Raw genomic sequence first — 17,634 nt, forward strand, 5'->3', positions numbered from 1 at the left:
GGTGCGCTCACGAGGCGGCCGGTGGCAATGGGAGTCGGCGTGACGCTCGACGGTGAGGCTCTGGAGCAGCTGCGCAAGCGCGCCAAGGCCGGCGGTGCGGACAAGTACCACGCGGCTAACGCCGCCAAGGGCAAGCTCTTCGCCCGCGAGCGGGTCGCGTACCTGGTGGACGAGGGCTCCTTCGTCGAGGACGGGCTCTACGCCAACGCGATGGCCGAGGGGCTGCCCGCCGACGGCGTGGTGACCGGCACCGCCACCATCGACGGCCGCCCGGTCTGCCTGATGGCGAACGACTCCACGGTGAAGGCCGGCAGCTGGGGCGCGCGCACCGTCGAGAAGATCATCCGGATCATCGAGCGGGCCTACTCGACAAGCGTGCCCATGGTCTATCTGGTCGACTCGGCCGGGGCCCGGATCACCGACCAGGTCGACCTCTTCCCCGGCCGGCGGGGCGCCGGCAAGATCTTCTGGAACCAGGTCCGCGCCTCGGGCTCGATCCCGCAGGTCTGCGCCCTGTTCGGGCCGAGCGCCGCGGGCGGCGCCTACATCCCGGCGTTCTGCGACGTGGTCGCCATGGTCGACGGCAACGCCAGCATGTACCTGGGCTCCGACCGGATGGTCGAGATGGTCACCGGCGAGAAGACCACGCTGGAGGCGATGGGCGGGGCCAAGGTGCACTGCGCCGAGTCCGGCGTGGGGCACTTCCTCTGCAAGACCGAGGCCGAGGCCCTCGACGTGGTCAAGCGCTACCTGTCCTACCTGCCGACCAACTGGACCCAGGCCCCGCCGGCCGCCGAGGCGACGCCCGCGCCGGAGAAGGCCGACCTGGCCGCGCTGGTGCCGGCGAGCGAGCGGCAGGCGTTCGACATGCGCCGCTACGTCAAGGGCCTGCTCGACGAGGGCAGCTTCTTCGAGATCCAGGCGCTCTGGGCCAAGGAGCTGACCATCGGCTTCGGCCGGCTGAACGGCGAGGTCGTCGGCGTGGTCGGCAACAACTCGATGTTCAAGGGCGGCGTGCTCTTCGTCGACTCGGCCGACAAGGCGACCCGCTTCGTGCAGCTCTGCGACGCGTTCAACGTGCCGCTGCTGTTCCTGTCCGACGTACCCGGATTCATGGTCGGCAGCGCCGTGGAGAAGCAGGGCATCATCCGGCACGGCGCCAAGATGATCACCGCGATCTCCGAGGCGACCGTACCCAAGATCTGCGTGGTGGTCCGCAAGGCGTACGGCGCCGGCCTCTACGCGATGGCCGGCCCCGGCTTCGAGCCGGACGCCACCATCGCGCTGCCCACCGCCAAGATCGCCGTGATGGGCGCGGAGGCCGCGGTCAACGCCGTCTACGCCAACAAGATCGCCGCCATCTCCGACGAGGCCGAGCGGGCCGCCTTCGTGGCCGCGAAGCGCGAGGAGTACGAGCGCGACATCGACATCGTCCGGCTCGCCAGCGAACTGGTGGTGGACGCCATCGTCGAGCCGCACGAGCTGCGCGCCGAGCTGGTCCGCCGGTTCGCCGCCGCGCGCGGCAAGGAGCGGCACTTCGCCCGGCGCCGGCACGGCGTCACCCCGGTCTGACCCACCGACCCGCACGACCCGACCCGGCGCCACGAGCGCCCGGCGGCCGTCCACAAAGGCATCCCACCAGGAGGATCAGATGGACTTCCGGCTCAGCGAGGAACAAGAGGCGCTGCGGGAGAGCGTGCGGGACTTCGCCCGCGAGGTGGTCGCGCCGGCCATCGCCGAGCACTACGAGCAGCACACCTTCCCGTACGAGATCATCCGCCAGATGGGCAAGATGGGCCTGTTCGGGCTTCCCTTCCCCGAGGAGCACGGCGGCATGGGCGGCGACTACTTCGCCCTCTGCCTGGCCTTGGAGGAGCTGGCCCGGGTCGACTCCAGCGTGGCCATCACGCTCGAGGCGGCGGTCTCCCTCGGCGCGATGCCGATCTACCGGTTCGGCACCGACGAGCAGAAGGCGCAGTGGCTGCCCAAGCTGCTCAGCGGCGAGGCCCTCGCGGGCTTCGGGCTGACCGAGCCGGGCACCGGGTCGGACGCCGGCGGCACCCAGACCCGGGCGGTCCTGGACGAGTCGACCGGGGAGTGGGTGATCAACGGCTCGAAGGCGTTCATCACCAACTCCGGCACCGACATCACCGCGCTGGTCACGGTCACCGCGGTCACCGGCACGAAGCCGGACGGCTCCAAGGAGTTGTCCACCATCATCGTCCCGTCCGGCACGCCCGGTTTCAGCGTGGCGCCCGGCTACTCGAAGGTCGGCTGGACCGCCTCGGACACCCACGAGCTCACCTTCGACGACTGCCGGGTGCCGGCGGCGAACCTGCTCGGCGAGCGCGGCCGGGGCTTCGCCCAGTTCCTGCGCATCCTCGACGAGGGGCGGATCGCCATCGCCGCCCTGGCCGTCGGCCTCGCCCAGGGCTGCGTCGACGAGTCGATCAGATACGCGAAGGAGCGCCAGGCGTTCGGCCGGCCGATCGGCGCGTACCAGGCGATCCAGTTCAAGGTCGCGGACATGGAGATGAAGGCGCACACCGCCCGGCTGGCCTACTACGACGCGGCCGCCCGGATGCTGGCCGGCGAGCCGTTCAAGCGGCAGGCGGCCATCGCGAAGCTGCACGCCAGCACCGTCGCGGTGGACAACGCCCGCGAGGCCACCCAGATCCACGGCGGCTACGGCTTCATGAACGAGTACCCGGTGGCCCGCTTCTGGCGGGACTCCAAGATCCTGGAGATCGGCGAGGGCACCAGCGAGGTGCAACGCATGGTCATCGCCCGCGATCTCGGCATGTGAATGGCGGCCGCCCGGGCCGTTCGGGCCCGGGCGGTTCAGCCGTCTGTCGGATATCCGCAGGGGACGGTCGGCTGGCCGACGATGGGCTGTGGAGCGTCCGACCTGATCCGTACTCTTCGTGCCCATGACTCCCGATCATGATCGTTCGCGGAGCCCGGGTGGCCGTGCCCAGCTGCCCGACCTGCTGCGCGGGCACCGGCTCGCCGCCGGCCTCACCCAGGCCGAGCTTGCCGCCCGGGCCGGGGTCGGCGTGCGGACCGTGCGCGATCTGGAGCGGGGGCGGGCCACCCGCCCCCAGCGCACCACCGTCGGCCTGCTCGCCGACGCCCTCGACCTGACCGGCGCGGCCCGGCAGGCGTTCGTGGCCGCCGCCCGCCCGGCCCCTGCCCGGACCGCCGCGCGCCACCTTCCGGTCAGCGGTTCCGCCGCCGCGCCGCGCCCGGCCGCGCGGCACCTTCCGGTCACCGGCTCCACCACCGATTCGGGTACGCCGATCGCGCTGCCCCAGCCGGTCCCGCTGCTCGGCCGGGACCGCGACGTCGCCGAACTGGGCGCCCTGCTCTCCGAGCATCCGGTGGTGAGCCTCGTCGGGCTGGCCGGGGTCGGCAAGACCGCCCTCGCCCTCACCGTCGCCCACGCGGCGGCCGCCGCGCACCCGGCCGGCGTGGCCGGCGTGCTGGTCGGCGAGGGCTCGGACGCCGCCGACGTGCTCGCCGTCTCGGTCGCCGTGCTCGGCGTGAACCGGCTGGCCGACCTCTCCTGCCGGCTCGGCGGCCGGCCCGCGCTGCTGCTGGTGGATGCGGTGGAGCGAGCGCCCGGGCCGGTGGCCGAGGCGCTGCGCACCCTGGTCGCGGCGGCGCCGACGCTGCGGGTGCTGGTCACCGGCCGCCGTCCGGTGGGGCTCCCCGGCGAGCTGGTCCGGCCGGTCGCTCCGCTCGACGTGCCGCCGGCCGGTCCCGAGCCGACCGATCCGGCGGAGCTGGCCCGCTGGCCGGCGGCGGCCCTCTTCGTCGCGCGGCTCGCCCGGGTGCGCCGCGAGCCGCCCACCCCGGCCGAGCTGCCGGCGCTCGCCGCGCTGGTGCGCCGCCTCGGTGGGCTGCCGCTGGCCATCGAGCTGATGGCCGCGCGCGGCCGGATCCTCGACGTCACCGAACTGCTCGACCGCTACGGCGATCGGGTCCTCGACCTGGCCGGCGTACGCCCCGGCTGGGAGCCCGCCGACCTCGCCGCCGGCACGGTGACCCTGCGCGAGGCGGTGGCGACCAGCTACCACCTGCTCGCGCCCGCCGAACGGGCGGCGCTGCGCCGGCTCTCCGCCTTCCGCAACCGCTGGTCGGTGGAGCTGGCCGAGGACCTGCTCGCCGACGGCGGCGAGCGGCGGGACGTGGTCCCGCTGCTGGACCGGCTCCGGGAACTCGGGATGCTCAGCGTGCGGGGGGCCGGCCCGTTCCGGTTCCGCCTGCTGGACGCGGTCCGCGACTTCGCGACCGAGCAGGCCGCGGTCGAGGGGGAACTGACTCGGATCCGCCGCCGGCACGCGCTGGTCGTCGCGGGGCTGGTGCTGCGTACCGCGCCGAATCTGGTCGGCGCGGACCTGCCCGCGGCCGTGCACCTGCTCGACGAGGCGACCAGCGACATCACCGCCGCCCTGGCGCACGCCGCCGACGACGAGCCGGTGACCGCGCTGCGCCTGGCGGCGGCGCTGCCGCGCTGGTGGCGGCTGCGCGGGCGGGACGTCTCCGGGCGCCGGTGGCTGCGCCGGCTGCTGGCCGACCCGCGTACCGCCGACGCGCCGCCGGTGCTGCGGGCCTGGGCGCTGCTCGGGGTGGCGCGGCTCGGGGCCGAGCACGGCGCCGGCGGTGTGGAGCTGCCGGCGGCCCGGGAGGCGCTGGCCACGTTCCGGGCGGCCGGGGAGGTGACCGGGGAGCTGTCGGCCCGGTCGATGCTCTGCGTGCTCCTGCTCGGCGTCGGCGCTCAGGGCGAGGCCCGCGAGCAGGCCGAGGCGGCGTTGGAGCTGGCCACCCGGCACGGCCGGGCCCGCGAGATGGCCGTGGCGCAGTACCACCTCACCTGGCACGACGTGCGGAGCGCGGACCTGGCCGGCGCGCGGCGTCGCCTGGCCGCGGTGGATCGGCTGGCCGCCCAGTGCGGGGAGCAGCGGCTCCGCCTGATGGCCCGCGCCGCCCTGGCCGAGGTGACCCGGCTCGAGGGCCGGTACGTCGACGCGGTCGAGCAGGGGCGGCGGGTGGCCGGCGCGCTCGTCGAGCTGGGCGACCCGGGGCGGCGGCGCCAGGTGGTCGGCACGATCGGGCTGGCGCTCGCCCTCGACGGGCGGGCGGAGGAGGCGCTGGAGGTGGTGGCCGAGCTGCGGCCGTTCCGCCCGGTGCCGGGACAGCGTCGGCCGCCGGCCGTGGAGAACCTGGATGCGTCCCCGGAGGGCCGGAGCGCCCGGCCGGAGGATGCGATCTGCGCGTTGATCGAGGGCCATCTCGCGCTGCACCGCGGGGACCGGGAGCTGGCGGCGGAGTGGTTCACCGCGGCGGCCGAGCACGCCACCGGCGGGGAGCGGCCGGACGGCACGGCGGAGGCGGACCTCGCCGGCGGTGGGGAGCGGCGGGACCTGGTCGAGGCGCTGGTGGGGCTTGCGGCGAGCACCGCCGAGGTGGGGGTGCTGGACCGGCTCGACCGGGTCTGCCGGGCCACCGGGATCCGGGTGCTGCCTCGCGAGGAGGCACTGCTCTACGCGCTGCTGGCCCGCCGGGAGCGCGCTGTCCCGCGGGACTGAGACCCGGGCGGGAGAGGAAGGCGCGGGGGTGGCGCGAGCGAAGAAGCCCCCTGGTGTTGCCCCTCGCTGCATCGCTCGCGCCGGCACCCCCCGGTGCCCCCCCGCTGCCCGGAAGCCTATCCAGCGCTCGTGGGCGATTTGTGAGCCATTGGTTCGGTATGGCCCGGTGTCCGAATGGTTCTGCCGGTCTTTCTGCCGGTGACCGACGGGTACGGCGGCCCGCCGGCGGGTCACCGGCGGGTCACCGGTGCGGACGGCCGGGTCGGTCGGGTCAGCAGCCGGCGGACTGCCCGGCCGGCGCCGGCTCGTTGCTGCCGGCGGTCGCCCCGGGGTGCACCGCGTCGCGGACCCGGCGCAGGCCGTCCAGGAGCGCCTCCAGCTGGGCCGGGGCGAGCTGGCCGGTGAACCACTCCTCGATGATCCGCAGGTGGCCGGGCAGGGTCGCGTCCAGTCGGCTCAGGCCGGTGGCGGTGACCACCGCGTACGAGCTGCGCCGGTCGGACGGGCAGGCCCGGCGGCGGAGCAGACCGTCGCGCTCCATCCGGTCGACCACGCGGGTGACGCCGCTGGTGGACAGGGAGGTCTGCGCCGCTAGGTCGGTCATCCGCAGCTGGTGACCCGGCGACCGGGTGAGCCGCATCAGCACCTCGAACTCGACCGGGGAGAGGCCGTGCTCCTCGAACTGAGCGGCGAACCGGGCCGACAGCCCGGCGCTGGCCTCGAAGAGCAGGCCGATGGCGGTGATCCGGGGATCGTCGAACACGTTCTCGTCCACGCTGCCATCCTAGCAGTCCTTGACACAGGGAATATTGCTATGCCTATAGTTGCTCAGTCAGTCGTTGGGCTACTAAACAATCTCCCCTGGAGGACAGCACCATGACCAGCAGCACCGAAGCGGTTACCCGCGACTGGGAGGGTCTCACCGTCCCGACCGCCGGCACCTACCTGCTGGACGCGGCTCACAAGCGCGTCGGGTTCGTCGCCCGGCACATGATGGTCAGCAAGGTACGCGGTGAGTTCGCCGAGGCGAGCGCCACCATCACCGTGGCCGAGGACCCGATGCAGTCGGCGGTGAGCGCCACCATCCAGGCGGCCAGCATCAACACCGCCCAGGCCGACCGCGACGCGCACCTGCGCAGCCCGGAGTTCCTCGACGTCGAGCAGTTCCCCACCCTGGAGTTCCGCAGCACCGGCGTGAAGTCCCGCGAGGGCAACGAGTTCGTCCTCTCCGGCGAGCTGACCATCAAGGGCGTGACCCGTCCGGTCGACCTGGAGGTCGAGTTCGAGGGCGTCGGCCGCAGCCCGTTCGGTCAGGACATCTTCGGCTTCTCCGCGTCCACCGAGATCGACCGGGAGGACTTCGGCCTGACCTGGAACGTCGCCCTGGAGACCGGTGGCGTCCTGGTCGGCAAGAAGATCAAGATCGAGATCGAGGGCGAGGCCGTCCGCCAGGCCTGATCCCCGCGTACGACCCCACGGGCCCGCGCCGTCACCCGACGGCGCGGGCCCGTCGTCGTACGCCGGGTGGTGCGAATTGTCACGTCTTGTTCGCAGGTTGAGCGCGGTGCGGCGGCGGGCGGCTGGGTAGGAGTGCAGACCTGCGCCCGGCCTCCGGTCCGGCGGCCGGGGCGCACTTACGCACTCAACGTGAATGGTTCACAATGCGTTGCGGAACGGTACGGTTCTGTGGCGCCGGCGCCGGGAGGACACATGGGCAGAGACGTCGAGCAGGGCGCCTTCTCCCGCGAGGACCGGGTCCGCTACCGGCAGAAGGTCCGGCGCTGTCTGGACGTGTTCGCGCTGATGCTGGACGACTTCGGCTTCGACGCCGACCGGCCGATGACCGGGCTGGAGATCGAACTCAACCTCGTCGACGCCGCCGCCGAGCCGGCCATGCGCAACGACCAGATCCTCGCCGACATCGCCGACCCGCTCTTCCAGACCGAGCTGGGCCAGTTCAACCTGGAACTCAACGCCTCGCCCCGGCTCATCGAGGGCAGCGGCTTCGCCGACTACGCGCAGGACCTGCGCAACAGCCTGAGCCGCGCCGACGAGCGGGCCGCCAAGTCCGACGCCAAGATCGTGATGGTCGGCATCCTGCCCACCCTCACCGAGCGGCACCTCGTCGCCGACAACCTGTCCACCAACGAGCGCTACCGCGTGCTCAACGACCAGATCGTCGGTGCCCGGGGCGAGGACATCGAGCTGGACATCCGCGGCGTCGAGCGGCTGCGGACGCACACCGATTCCATCGCGCCGGAGGCCGCCTGCACGAGCCTCCAGTTCCACCTCCAGGTCGCGCCGGACAGCTTCGCCGACTACTGGAACGCCTCGCAGGCCATCGCCGGTGTGCAGGTCGCGGTCGGCGCCAACTCGCCGTTCCTCTACGGCCGGCAGCTCTGGGCCGAGACCCGGATCGCGCTGTTCCAGCAGGCCACCGACACCCGTCCCGACGAGCTGAAGGCCCAGGGCGTACGCCCCCGGGTGTGGTTCGGCGAGCGCTGGATCACCTCGATCTTCGACCTGTTCGAGGAGAACGTCCGCTACTTCCCGCCGCTGCTGCCGATCTGTGAGGACGAGGACCCGGTCGAGGTGCTGCACGCCGGCGGCGTGCCCCAGCTCGGCGAGCTGCGCCTGCACAACGGCACCGTCTACCGCTGGAACCGCCCGGTCTACGACATCATGGGCGGCCGCCCGCACCTGCGGGTGGAGAACCGGGTGCTGCCGGCCGGGCCGACCGTCGTGGACATGCTCGCCAACGCGGCCTTCTACTTCGGCCTCGCCCGCGGCCTCGCCGAGTCGGACCGGCCGATCTGGAGCCAGCTCACCTTCAGCTCGGCCGAGGAGAACTTCCATGCCGCCGCCCGGCGTGGCATCGACGCCGTGCTGCACTGGCCCCGGCTCGGCGACGTGCCGGTCACCACGCTCGTCCTCGATACGCTGCTGCCCACCGCCGCGCAGGGGCTGGACCGGTTCGGCGTCGCCCCGGCCGAGCGGGACCGCCTGCTGGGGGTGATCGAGGAGCGCTGCCGGACCGGCCGCAACGGCGCGGTCTGGCAGACCGAGACGGTGTGGGCGGCTGAGCGGCACCGGGGCATGGACCGGGCGGCCGCGCTGCACCACATGGTCCAGCGTTACGCCGAACTGCAACGCGGCAACGAGCCCGTGCACACCTGGCCCGTCGACTGACCACCGCTGGCACCCGCTGACGTAATCGGGATCCGGCTGTGACGCCTCCGGCCACGCCAGGCAGCGGTCAGCGGTTGCGGCGGCGGGCCTTTGGTCCAGTGGTCGGCGCGGCCGCGCCGGTTCCCTGCTCACTGTCGCCCGCCGGTTCCGCGGTCGCGGATCCCGCTGGTTCGCCGGTGGCCGCTTCCGGTCCGCCGGTCGTTGGTTCTGGTGTGGACCGGCCGGTCCCAGCCGGCGAACTCGACTCCGGCTGCCGCTGGGGTGGCACGGCCCGGCCGCGTCGACCGGCGGTGGTGCGCTCCGGCGCCGTGCCCAGGCCCGCGCTCGTGGCGCCGGCCGCTGCCGTCGGGTCGGGCGACGTACCGGTGCGGCCGCTCGCGTCGCGCTGCCCCGCCGCCTCCGCCTCCTGAAGGGTGCCGACGGACGTGACCTGCTCGCCGGCCGGGTCGACCGACGTGGCCGGCACCGGTCCGGCCGCGCGCTCGGCGCCCGGTGCGGAGGCGCGCCGACCGAAGAACCGGCGGGGCGGCCGTTCCGCCGGGGGTTCCATGCCCTCCGCCGGGCCGGTGGTCGGCTCCGGGTCGTCGGCGGTGAGCTGGTCCGGTCCACCGGTGCGCTGGCGGGGCAGGTTCACGACGGCCCGCTCGGCGGCGCGGCGGTCGGCGCGCTGGGCCAGCGCGGCCACCAGGACCGAGCCGCCGATCCCGGCGATCACCGCGTACGGGGCGATCAGGTGGGCCGACACGTGCTCGGCGGCGATCCCGGCGAGCCTCGGCACGGCGAGCAGGTACGCCAGTGCGACCAGCAGCGGACCGGCCGCCCCGGAGGCCGCCGCCCCGACCCGCCGCTCGGGCGCGCGGACCGCCCCACGGGCGGCCAGGACCCCGATGAGCAGGGCCGAACCGAGCGAGAGCAGCGCGCCGGGCCAGTAGAAGTAGTCGCGGATCCAGAACCGCCCGCTGTCCGCGCTGATCTGCCAGATGCCGAGCTGGGCGGTGGTCAGGCCGCGGCCGGAGAGCACCCCGTCGAGCACCGAGACCACGGCGAGCAGCCACAGCCAGCCGGTGGTGGCGACGAGGTTGGTGGCCGCGGCCCGGGTGTGCAGCGCCCAGGTCGCCAGCAGCACCCCGAGCACCAGCCCGGCCACGGCGTATCCGGCGGCCACGGCCTGCGGCGAGGACGTGGCCGGCACCCGGGCCGCCCGGGCCGGCACGGCCACCAGCAGCACGGTGATCAACGCGCCCACCCCGGCGGCGAGCGCCAGGCCGAGCCGGGGCAGCGTGCCCGCCGGCTCCTCGTCGTGGGCGCCGCGCAGCCGCTGGGCGCAGACCGCGCCGGCGATCACCGAGGTGGCGGAGATCCAGGTCGCCCACGCGAGGCTGGCCACCCAGGCCGCGTCGACCCGGGCGGCGCCGGCCGGCGCCCAGTTGATGATGCCGAGCCCGTAGCCGAAGCCGAGCTGTGCGGCGCCCGTACCGGCGGCGACGCCGAGCGCGGCGGCGGTCGATCCTCCCCAGCCCCGTCTGGCCATGCCGGGGAGCGTAGCGTCCCAGGGTCGGCGCGGCGAGTGGTGGCGGCGGCCGGCTCGGTCGGGACGGGCTTGGTGGCGCCGGATACCGTCGCCGTTGACTGAGGCGGGGGACGTGATGACGGACGAGGGGTACCCGGACCGGCAGCCCGGGGTACGCGACGAACCGGGGTCGGACCGGGCCAGGCTGCTCCTCGGTGGCGGCCTGGCGGCGGTCCTGCTCGCGGTGATCGGCGCGAGCGGCGGCTGGGTCCTGGCCGGGGAACCGGACCGGCCCACCGCACCGCCCGCCGCGGCCCCCACCATCTCCTCCGTCGAGGCGACCACGCCGGCCGCCGCGCTGCCGAGCCCCGCCGACGACCGGCCGACCGGCACTCGCACCACCACCCCGGCCGGCCTCACCGTGCCGCAGGTCGTGGGCACCGACTTCGAGCAGGCCCGACGGGAGTTGAGGGACCGCAAGCTGGGCTGGCGGCTGGTGTTCGGCAGCGGCTCCGGCCGTGCCGTCGAGCGCACCTCGCCCGAGCCCGGTACGCGGGTGAAGCGCGGCGTCACGGTCACCCTCTGGGTCGCCGGCCCGGCGCCCGCGGTCCCGGTGCCCGACCTGGTGGCCCAGAGTTGCTCCGACGCGGCCGACGACCTGGTGGCGGCGGGGCTGTACCCCCGCTACCGCACCGGCCGCCAGGGTCCGGTCACCGCGCAGGACCCGGTCGCCGGCAGTTCGGCCCGCTGGAACGACCCGGTCACCCTCACCTGCGGCGAGGAGCCCGCCACGACGCCGACCGCCAGCCCGCTGCCCTCCCCGTGACCGGGCCGCCCGGCGCGCTGATGCCTGCCGATGGCCGGGCGGACCGCTACCGTGGACGATCGAGGGTCAGGCCGCCCTGTCCCGGTGGGGAAAGGACGTGCGATGAGCGACGACCGTCAGGAGCCGCCCGCCGGGGACCCGGACGCGACCAGAGCGCTGCCCCCTGACCGGAGCGGCGCCGACCCGGACGCCACCCGCGCCGTCCCGCCCGACCATCCCGCGGAGCCCGAGGACGTCGACGCCACCCGCGCCATGCCGCACGGCCCGGCCGGCGGGGACGCCGACGCGACCAGGGCCATGCCGCACGGCCCCGCTGGCGGTGCGGCCGGCGATGCCACCCGCCCGCTGCCTCGGGGTGACGGCGGCGCCGGGGCGCGGCGGCCGATGGACGCCACCCGCGCGGAGCCGGTGAGCCCCGCCTGGTCCGGACGCGCCGGCGTTCCGCCACCGCGCCCGGCCGGCTACCCGGAAACCGGCACCGAGTGGTACACGGAGGAGCAGGCGGGTCGCCGCTGGTGGATGCCGATCCTGCTGGGCGTTCTCGCGCTGCTGCTGATCGCCCTGATCGGCGTGGGTGTCTGGCTGGCTCTCCGCGCGGCGGACCGGAGCGCCGAGCCGGGTTTGTCGCCATCGGCCGTGCCGAGCACCGCCCCGCAGACCAGTGTCACGCCGAGCACGGCCGCGCCGAGCAGTTCACCGCCGAGCAGCCCGCCGACCACCACGGCGGTCGCCGAGGTGCCGATGCCGCCGCTGGTGGGGCTGCCGGAGTCGGCCGCCCGCACGGCGCTCGACCGGCTGGGCGTGGACTACCGGGTGCGGTACCGGACGTCGGACCAGCCCGCCGGGACGGTGATCGACACCGACCCGGAGGCCGGTGCGACGGTCGCCGAGGGAGACCAGGTCACCATCGTGGTGGCCCGGGCCGCGGCCCCGACGACGGACGCCTCCACGTCGGCGCCCGCGCCGACGGCCACCGCCACGCCGTGACCGTCCACCATCGCCACCCGGCGAGCGTTCACCGCTGGCCCGCCGGAGCGTTCACCACTGGCGGCGTCGGGTCCCGACCAGGCCCAGGCCGGCCAGCGAGATGGCGAGGCCGAGCAGCCCCGAGTAGAACAGCGACCGGCTGAGGTCGGTGGTGGCGGAGGGGCGGTCGGCCAGCGCCCCTGCCCCGCCCCCGACGCCTGCCTCCGCCGAGGGGCCGCCGTCGTCGCCCGACGCGCCGGCCACCGGTGGGCCGACCCCGTCGGGCTGGTCCTCGTCCGCTTCGGTGGCCGGCCGGTCGCCCTCCCCGACCACGGTGATCTCCGGAGCCGGGACCGGCTCGGTCAACTCCGTGGTCGCGGAGAAGGCGGGGTGGCGGACCACGAGCGCGAGCATGGTCGCGGCGCCGAGGAACGCGAGGAGCCCGAGGGCGTAGCCGATATGGGACCGGTGGTGCCGCCGCGCGGCGGGCAGATTGACCATGACCATCCCAGGTTCAGGGTCCGGTGCGCGCGGGGTGGAGCGTTTGCCGGGGTGGGCGTACCGATTCTATGGCGGTGGCACGCCCCCCGACCGGGTTTCGTGAGGTCAGCCGACCCGGACCGGGGTCCGGACCACCGGACGACGGGCCGTTCGGACGGTGTGCGGACGCGGGGCCGGCGCGGCCTGGACGTGCCGCAACCCCTCCTGCTGTACGAAGATCGACCGCCGGTTGACCGCGTCCCCCGCCGCGTTCAACTCGTAGCCGTCGAGCCAGAGCCAACCGTCGTAGGTCGGCCAGTCGAGCACCCGGATCACCCGGAACATGATCGGTCGGAGGAACTGGACACTCGCCGCGCGAGTCACGTGCAGTACGTCACCGGAGCGGGGAAGCACATGGGCTCCTGGGGAGGATCGGCCGGCGGGCGGGCCGGCGAGGCTGATCGGGGGGACAGGTCGGTCCGGTGACGGGGGATCTGCCTCGTGGACCGGCTGATCAGTGGGTCGGTGCTGGTCGGGCCGTACCCGCGGTGGCGGACCGCCACCCGACCATCACCCGGCTGCTCCCGGCTACCGCTCCCGCCGCCACAGCCAAGCTGGCGTGCAGCGGCGGGGTCTTCACCCCGGGGCAGGTCGCTCGGCGCGGGACGGCTCCCCTCCTGCCGTCCCGCGGCCCGTGGTGCGACCACGCCCGGAGATCATGCGAAGACGGTGAGTAACCCGTGCCATACCGACAGAGTGCATCAGGGACGTGCTTCATGCAAGTTGCACGTCGTCTTTTGCTGATATGCGAGCGCGACACGTGAACGGGACGCTTGAAGCCTCAGGTCCCGGGGCGGCACACTGGACGCCGGTTTCGCCCGACGCGGCCGGTCGATGACCGGCACCACCCCCTGCCGCGAACGCTCACCCGCCGTACGCCGGTCGCGCCCCGGCGGGTGTGAGACCGGGCGCGACCGACCGGAGGTAGCCGGGTGCGCGCGAGGAATGGGATTCCCCGTCCATCGACCCGAGGGGTGGCGTCGTGAGCGAACGGCGCAGCCCGACCATCCGGCGTCGACGCCTGGGGGCGGAACTTCGACGGCAGCGTGAGGCTGCCGGCATCACCATCGAGACGGTCGCCGAGCAGTTGGAGTGTTCGGCCTCCAAGATCTCGCGTATCGAGACCGGCCACACCACCGCGACACCCCGTGACGTGCGGGACATGCTCCGCATCTACGGGGTGGTCGGGGCCGAGAGCGACGAGCTGGTGCAGATCGCTCGCGAGGCCCGGCAGAAGGGCTGGTGGCATCCGTACAGCACGGTGCTGGTCGGGGCGTACGTGGGACTGGAGGCGGCGGCCAGCTCGATCCGGGCGTACGAGCAGCAGGTCGTGCCGGGCCTGCTGGAGACCGAGGAGTACGCGGGGGCGATGATCCGGGCCGCTCGGCCGGACTTCTCCGCCGAACAGGTCGAACAACGGGTGCGTGTCCGACTGGGCCGTCAGTCGTTGTTGACCCAGGACGATCCGGTCGATCTGTGGGTGGTGCTCGACGAGGCGGTGCTGAGCCGGCCGGTTGGCGGCGACGCGGTGATGCGTGGCCAGCTCAGACGGTTGGTGGAGGTTGCCGAACTGCCGAACGTGACGTTGCAGGTCCTGCCCTTCGAGGTGGGTGCGCACGCCGGCATGGACGGGACCTTCACGATCCTCAGCTTCCCCGAACCGAGTGATCCCGATGTCGTGTACGCGGAGAACGCCACGGGTGGGCTCTTCCTGGAGAAGAGCGACGAACTACAGAAGTACAGCTTCATCTTCGATCACATTCGAGCCGCGGCCATTCGCCCGGAGGAATCCATCGCACACATCGCAAAATTGGCAGAGGAGCCGTTGTGGAAATGGCGACCAAGGAGTTCCCCGTGGACCTGACGCAGGCGACGTGGTTCAAGAGCTCGAAGAGCGGGCCGAACTGTGACAACTGCGTGGAGGTCGCGTACGTGACCGGGGCGGTCGGCGTCCGGGACTCGAAGGACAGGAAAGGCCCGGCCCTGGTCTTCGCACCGGGTGACTGGCACGCCTTCGTCGCCGGCGCCAGGGGCGGTACGTTCGGCCGGAGCTGATCCGGCGTCCCGCCCCGGAGAGCGTGGTCCCGCTCGGCAACGTCGCCGGGCGGGACCATGTCGTCGGCGCCGCGGCCGGTTCCGAGCACCCGTCGCCAGTTCCGTTCCGCCTCGTTGAACCGCACAGATCGGCAACCGAACGAGGCAGGCGAGACGGATGACGACGATCGGTTCAGAGAATCTCACCAACGGTCCGGGCAAGCCCGAGCGGTTCGGTGGCAAGTACCGCGGGGCGCGCCGGGACAGCGTCCTCACCGAGGTGGGCTCCGGCGACGCGGAGATCGGCGGCCGGGACACGCCCGCACCGGAGCAGCCCGCCCCGCCGCTCTCCCTGCCGTCGCTCGACCCGAACCCGCTCACCGAGCCGTCCTTCCCGCCGAGCGGCTGGCCCATGGAGCCGCAGGAGTCCCTCGTGGACCACCCGCTGCTGCGCGGGCTGCTCATGGAGTTGCCGCCGAAGGGCAGCGTGCCCCCGCCCGGCTGGCTGGACCGCTGGTTCGAGGCGACCCGGGCGATCCTGGAACTGCTATACGTGCAGGGGACCGGCCGCACGCGCTGACGTGGCGGCCGCCGGCGGCAGGGCCCGCTCGGCGAGGCGGTTGTGCCGCAGGGCGTGGCGTACCCCGATGGCGATCACGCCGAGCACCGCGACGGTGGTCGCGGGCCCGGCGACGGCCGGCGTGGCGAACACATCGAGGCCCGCGGCCGGGAGCACCGCGCCGAGCATCGCCAGCGCGGTCACCTGGAGCGGCAGCCCGATCAGCGGGTGCGCCGCGGCGGCGCGCAGCCCGTGCGGGGCCGGGGTGTCCGGCGCGGCGGCGAACGCGCCCGCGCCGGCCCGCAGCCACCGGATCCGGCGTACCGTGCAGACCGCGACGACCAGCGCCGGGGCCGCCGCGAGGGTGAGCCCGGCGGCGGCCCGGTCGAGCGCCGTCGTGCCGGCGCTCTGGAGGCCCGCCGCCAGCACGGCCGCGGTCAGCGCCAGGCCGGTGAGCACCAGGGCGGACAACCATCCGGTACGCCGGCGCAGCGCGCGGGCGCGGTCCAGCCGGGGCAGCCCGTCCGCCACCACGCCGGCCGCCAGCCAGACGGCGGCGAGGGGGAGCAGCACGGTGAGATGCTCGTCCATGGCTCCAGCCTCGCCCGGTCGCGCGTCGGCCGGATCCGGGCCGGCACCCCGGTTCCTCCCGTACGCCCTCCCGTAGGGGTCATCCCACCGGCGTTATGGCGGATCCGGCATGTTCACAGTGTTTCCGCTGCTGGCCTAGCCTCTTAATGATCGGTCAGCGTCGATTCGCCTGTGCCTCACCGGGTGGACGGTCCTGTGCCGGTCGGAGGGAGGTAGGGAGATGGGTCTCCCACACAGGTCCGTGTTCGTCGGAATGACCGCCCTGACCATGCTCGCGGCCGCCGCGTCACCCGCCGCGGCCGCCGAACCCACCGGCGGGATCCGTGCCGCCGGTGGCCCCACCGCCGTGCCGGACAGCTACATCGTGGTGTTGAAGGACAACGCCGTCGCCCCCAGCCGGGTCACCGAGACCGCGCAGCGGTTGACCGCCCGGCACGGCGGCACGGTCGCCCGCACGTGGCGCGCCGCCCTGCGCGGCTTCGAGCTCACCGTCGGCGCGAAGGCCGCCGCGCGGATCGCGGCCGACCCCGCCGTGGCGTACGTGGAACAGAACCACACGGTCTCGATCGCCGGCACCCAGACGAACCCGCCGTCCTGGGGCCTGGACCGGATCGACCAGCGGAACCTGCCGCTGAACAGCTCGTACACCTATCCGAACACGGCCAGCAACGTGCGCGCCTACATCATCGACACCGGCGTGCTGTTCGGGCACAACGACTTCGGCGGCCGGGCCGTCTCCGGCTTCGACGCGGTGGACGGCGGCTCCGCCGACGACTGCAACGGCCACGGCACGCACGTCGCGGGCACGGTGGGCGGCTCCTCGTACGGGGTGGCCAAGGGCGTACAGATCGTCGGGGTCCGGGTGCTCAACTGCCAGGGCAGCGGCACCAACGCCCAGGTGGTGTCCGGCATCGACTGGGTCACCGCGAACGCGGTGAAGCCGGCGGTGGCGAACATGAGCCTCGGCGGCTCCGCCAACAGCTCCATCGACACCGCGGTCACCAACTCCATCAACTCCGGCATCACGTACGCCGTGGCGGCCGGCAACGGCGACATCCTGGGCAACCGGCAGAACGCCTGCAACTACTCACCGGCGCGGGTCGCGTCCGCGATCACCGTCGGGGCGACGCAGAACAACGACGCCGCCGCGAGCTTCTCCAACTACGGCACCTGCGTCGACATCCTGGCGCCGGGCGTGAACATCACCTCCGCCTGGTACACGGGCAGCACCGCCACCAACACCATCAGCGGCACCTCCATGGCGTCGCCGCACGTCGCGGGCGCCGCGGCGCTCGTGCTCTCGGCGAATCCCTCGTGGACCCCGCAGCAGGTGCGGGACAGCCTCGTCAACAACGCCACCCCGAACGTGGTGACCAACGTGGGCACGGGCACCCCGAACCGGCTGCTCTACGTGGTCAACGGCACCACCCCGCCGCCGACCAACGACTTCTCCGTCTCGGTCTCGCCCACCTCCGGCTCGACCGCGCCCGGCGGCTCGGTGACCGCCACCGTCGCCACCGCCACCACCAACGGTTCCGCCCAGTCCGTCAGCCTCTCCGCGAGCGGCCTGCCGAGCGGCGCCACCGCCTCGTTCAACCCGGCCACGGTGACCTCGGGCGGCTCGTCCACCCTCACCATCGCCACCTCGGCGAGCACGCCGGCCGGCACCTACGCGGTGACGATCAGCGGCACCGCGGCGTCGGGCACGAAGACGGCGACGTACTCACTGACCGTCACGGGCACCGGTGGCTGCACGGGCGCCGGTCAGAAGCTGGGCAACCCGGGCTTCGAGTCCGGCAACACCGTCTGGTCGTCGACCTCGGGTGTG

At 73.9% G+C, this 17,634-nt stretch carries 16 protein-coding genes; 11 read left to right on the plus strand and 5 right to left on the minus strand.

Features of this window, described 5'->3' with window-relative positions:
• Positions 1 to 39: 39 nt before the first annotated feature.
• The 3 genes from FXF50_RS18035 (at position 40) to FXF50_RS18045 (ending at position 5,591) form a co-directional block, all read left to right on the plus strand.
• Positions 40 to 1,572 carry an acyl-CoA carboxylase subunit beta gene (locus tag FXF50_RS18035; RefSeq protein ID WP_148429284.1) on the plus strand — a complete coding sequence of 511 codons (1,533 nt, stop codon included), beginning with the start codon at positions 40 to 42 and terminating at the stop codon, positions 1,570 to 1,572.
• Between the two features lie 79 nt (positions 1,573 to 1,651).
• Positions 1,652 to 2,806 (plus strand): acyl-CoA dehydrogenase family protein, encoded by a 1,155-nt coding sequence (locus FXF50_RS18040; protein ID WP_148429286.1) that lies wholly within the window; start codon positions 1,652 to 1,654, stop codon positions 2,804 to 2,806.
• Positions 2,807 to 2,930: 124 nt separating this feature from the next.
• Complete coding sequence (locus tag FXF50_RS18045; RefSeq protein WP_148429288.1) at positions 2,931 to 5,591, plus strand: helix-turn-helix domain-containing protein; 2,661 nt, start codon at positions 2,931 to 2,933, stop codon at positions 5,589 to 5,591.
• Between the two features lie 271 nt (positions 5,592 to 5,862).
• Here FXF50_RS18045 and FXF50_RS18050 read toward each other — a convergent pair whose 3' ends face one another.
• Positions 5,863 to 6,366 (minus strand): MarR family winged helix-turn-helix transcriptional regulator, encoded by a 504-nt coding sequence (locus FXF50_RS18050; protein ID WP_148429290.1) that lies wholly within the window; start codon positions 6,364 to 6,366, stop codon positions 5,863 to 5,865.
• A gap of 101 nt (positions 6,367 to 6,467) precedes the next feature.
• Here FXF50_RS18050 and FXF50_RS18055 point away from each other — a divergent pair, with 101 nt between their 5' ends.
• Together FXF50_RS18055 and FXF50_RS18060 are read left to right on the plus strand one after the other, a co-directional pair.
• Entirely contained in the window at positions 6,468 to 7,049 is a 582-nt protein-coding gene (locus tag FXF50_RS18055; RefSeq protein WP_148429292.1) for a YceI family protein, read from the plus strand.
• Positions 7,050 to 7,301: 252 nt separating this feature from the next.
• Positions 7,302 to 8,780, plus strand: coding sequence for a glutamate--cysteine ligase (locus tag FXF50_RS18060; RefSeq protein WP_148429294.1), 1,479 nt, complete (start codon positions 7,302 to 7,304; stop codon positions 8,778 to 8,780).
• 67 nt (positions 8,781 to 8,847) lie between these two features.
• Here the strand turns inward: FXF50_RS18060 and FXF50_RS18065 are convergent, their stop codons facing one another.
• Positions 8,848 to 10,311, minus strand: coding sequence for a hypothetical protein (locus FXF50_RS18065; protein WP_255510087.1), 1,464 nt, complete (start codon positions 10,309 to 10,311; stop codon positions 8,848 to 8,850).
• A gap of 115 nt (positions 10,312 to 10,426) precedes the next feature.
• Between FXF50_RS18065 and FXF50_RS18070 the strand changes: the two genes are divergently transcribed.
• Positions 10,427 to 11,116: a PASTA domain-containing protein gene (locus FXF50_RS18070; RefSeq protein ID WP_148429296.1), complete on the plus strand. Its 690-nt coding sequence runs from the start codon at positions 10,427 to 10,429 to the stop codon at positions 11,114 to 11,116.
• A 102-nt stretch (positions 11,117 to 11,218) separates the two neighbouring features.
• Complete coding sequence (locus FXF50_RS18075; protein ID WP_148429298.1) at positions 11,219 to 12,103, plus strand: PASTA domain-containing protein; 885 nt, start codon at positions 11,219 to 11,221, stop codon at positions 12,101 to 12,103.
• Between the two features lie 51 nt (positions 12,104 to 12,154).
• On the opposite strand, the gene FXF50_RS18080 is transcribed toward FXF50_RS18075, so the two are convergent.
• Both FXF50_RS18080 and FXF50_RS18085 read right to left on the minus strand, forming a co-directional pair.
• Positions 12,155 to 12,589 (minus strand): hypothetical protein, encoded by a 435-nt coding sequence (locus FXF50_RS18080; protein WP_187399714.1) that lies wholly within the window; start codon positions 12,587 to 12,589, stop codon positions 12,155 to 12,157.
• Positions 12,590 to 12,688: 99 nt separating this feature from the next.
• On the minus strand, positions 12,689 to 12,976 hold the full coding sequence (locus FXF50_RS18085) for a hypothetical protein (protein ID WP_148429303.1): 288 nt from the start codon (positions 12,974 to 12,976) through the stop codon (positions 12,689 to 12,691).
• Between the two features lie 628 nt (positions 12,977 to 13,604).
• Here FXF50_RS18085 and FXF50_RS18090 point away from each other — a divergent pair.
• The 3 genes from FXF50_RS18090 (at position 13,605) to FXF50_RS18100 (ending at position 15,236) form a co-directional block, all read left to right on the plus strand.
• The gene (locus FXF50_RS18090; RefSeq protein WP_091316135.1) at positions 13,605 to 14,486 is read left to right on the plus strand and encodes a helix-turn-helix transcriptional regulator; all 882 of its coding nucleotides are present in this window, start codon (positions 13,605 to 13,607) and stop codon (positions 14,484 to 14,486) included.
• Complete coding sequence (locus FXF50_RS18095; protein WP_091316132.1) at positions 14,456 to 14,677, plus strand: DUF397 domain-containing protein; 222 nt, start codon at positions 14,456 to 14,458, stop codon at positions 14,675 to 14,677. Before FXF50_RS18090 ends, FXF50_RS18095 begins: the two co-directional genes overlap by 31 nt.
• Positions 14,678 to 14,834: 157 nt before the next feature.
• A complete protein-coding gene (locus FXF50_RS18100; RefSeq protein ID WP_148429305.1) occupies positions 14,835 to 15,236 on the plus strand; it encodes a hypothetical protein in 402 nt (133 codons plus the stop codon).
• Here the strand turns inward: FXF50_RS18100 and FXF50_RS18105 are convergent.
• Complete coding sequence (locus FXF50_RS18105; RefSeq protein WP_148429307.1) at positions 15,204 to 15,806, minus strand: hypothetical protein; 603 nt, start codon at positions 15,804 to 15,806, stop codon at positions 15,204 to 15,206. The genes FXF50_RS18100 and FXF50_RS18105 overlap by 33 nt on opposite strands.
• A gap of 220 nt (positions 15,807 to 16,026) precedes the next feature.
• Between FXF50_RS18105 and FXF50_RS18110 the strand changes: the two genes are divergently transcribed.
• Positions 16,027 to 17,634: S8 family peptidase (locus FXF50_RS18110; protein WP_148429309.1), on the plus strand; the 1,608-nt coding region annotated here is incomplete at its 3' end.

Origin of the sequence: Micromonospora sp. AP08, from assembly GCF_008085935.1 — a bacterium.
Lineage (GTDB): Bacteria > Actinomycetota > Actinomycetes > Mycobacteriales > Micromonosporaceae > Micromonospora > Micromonospora chersina.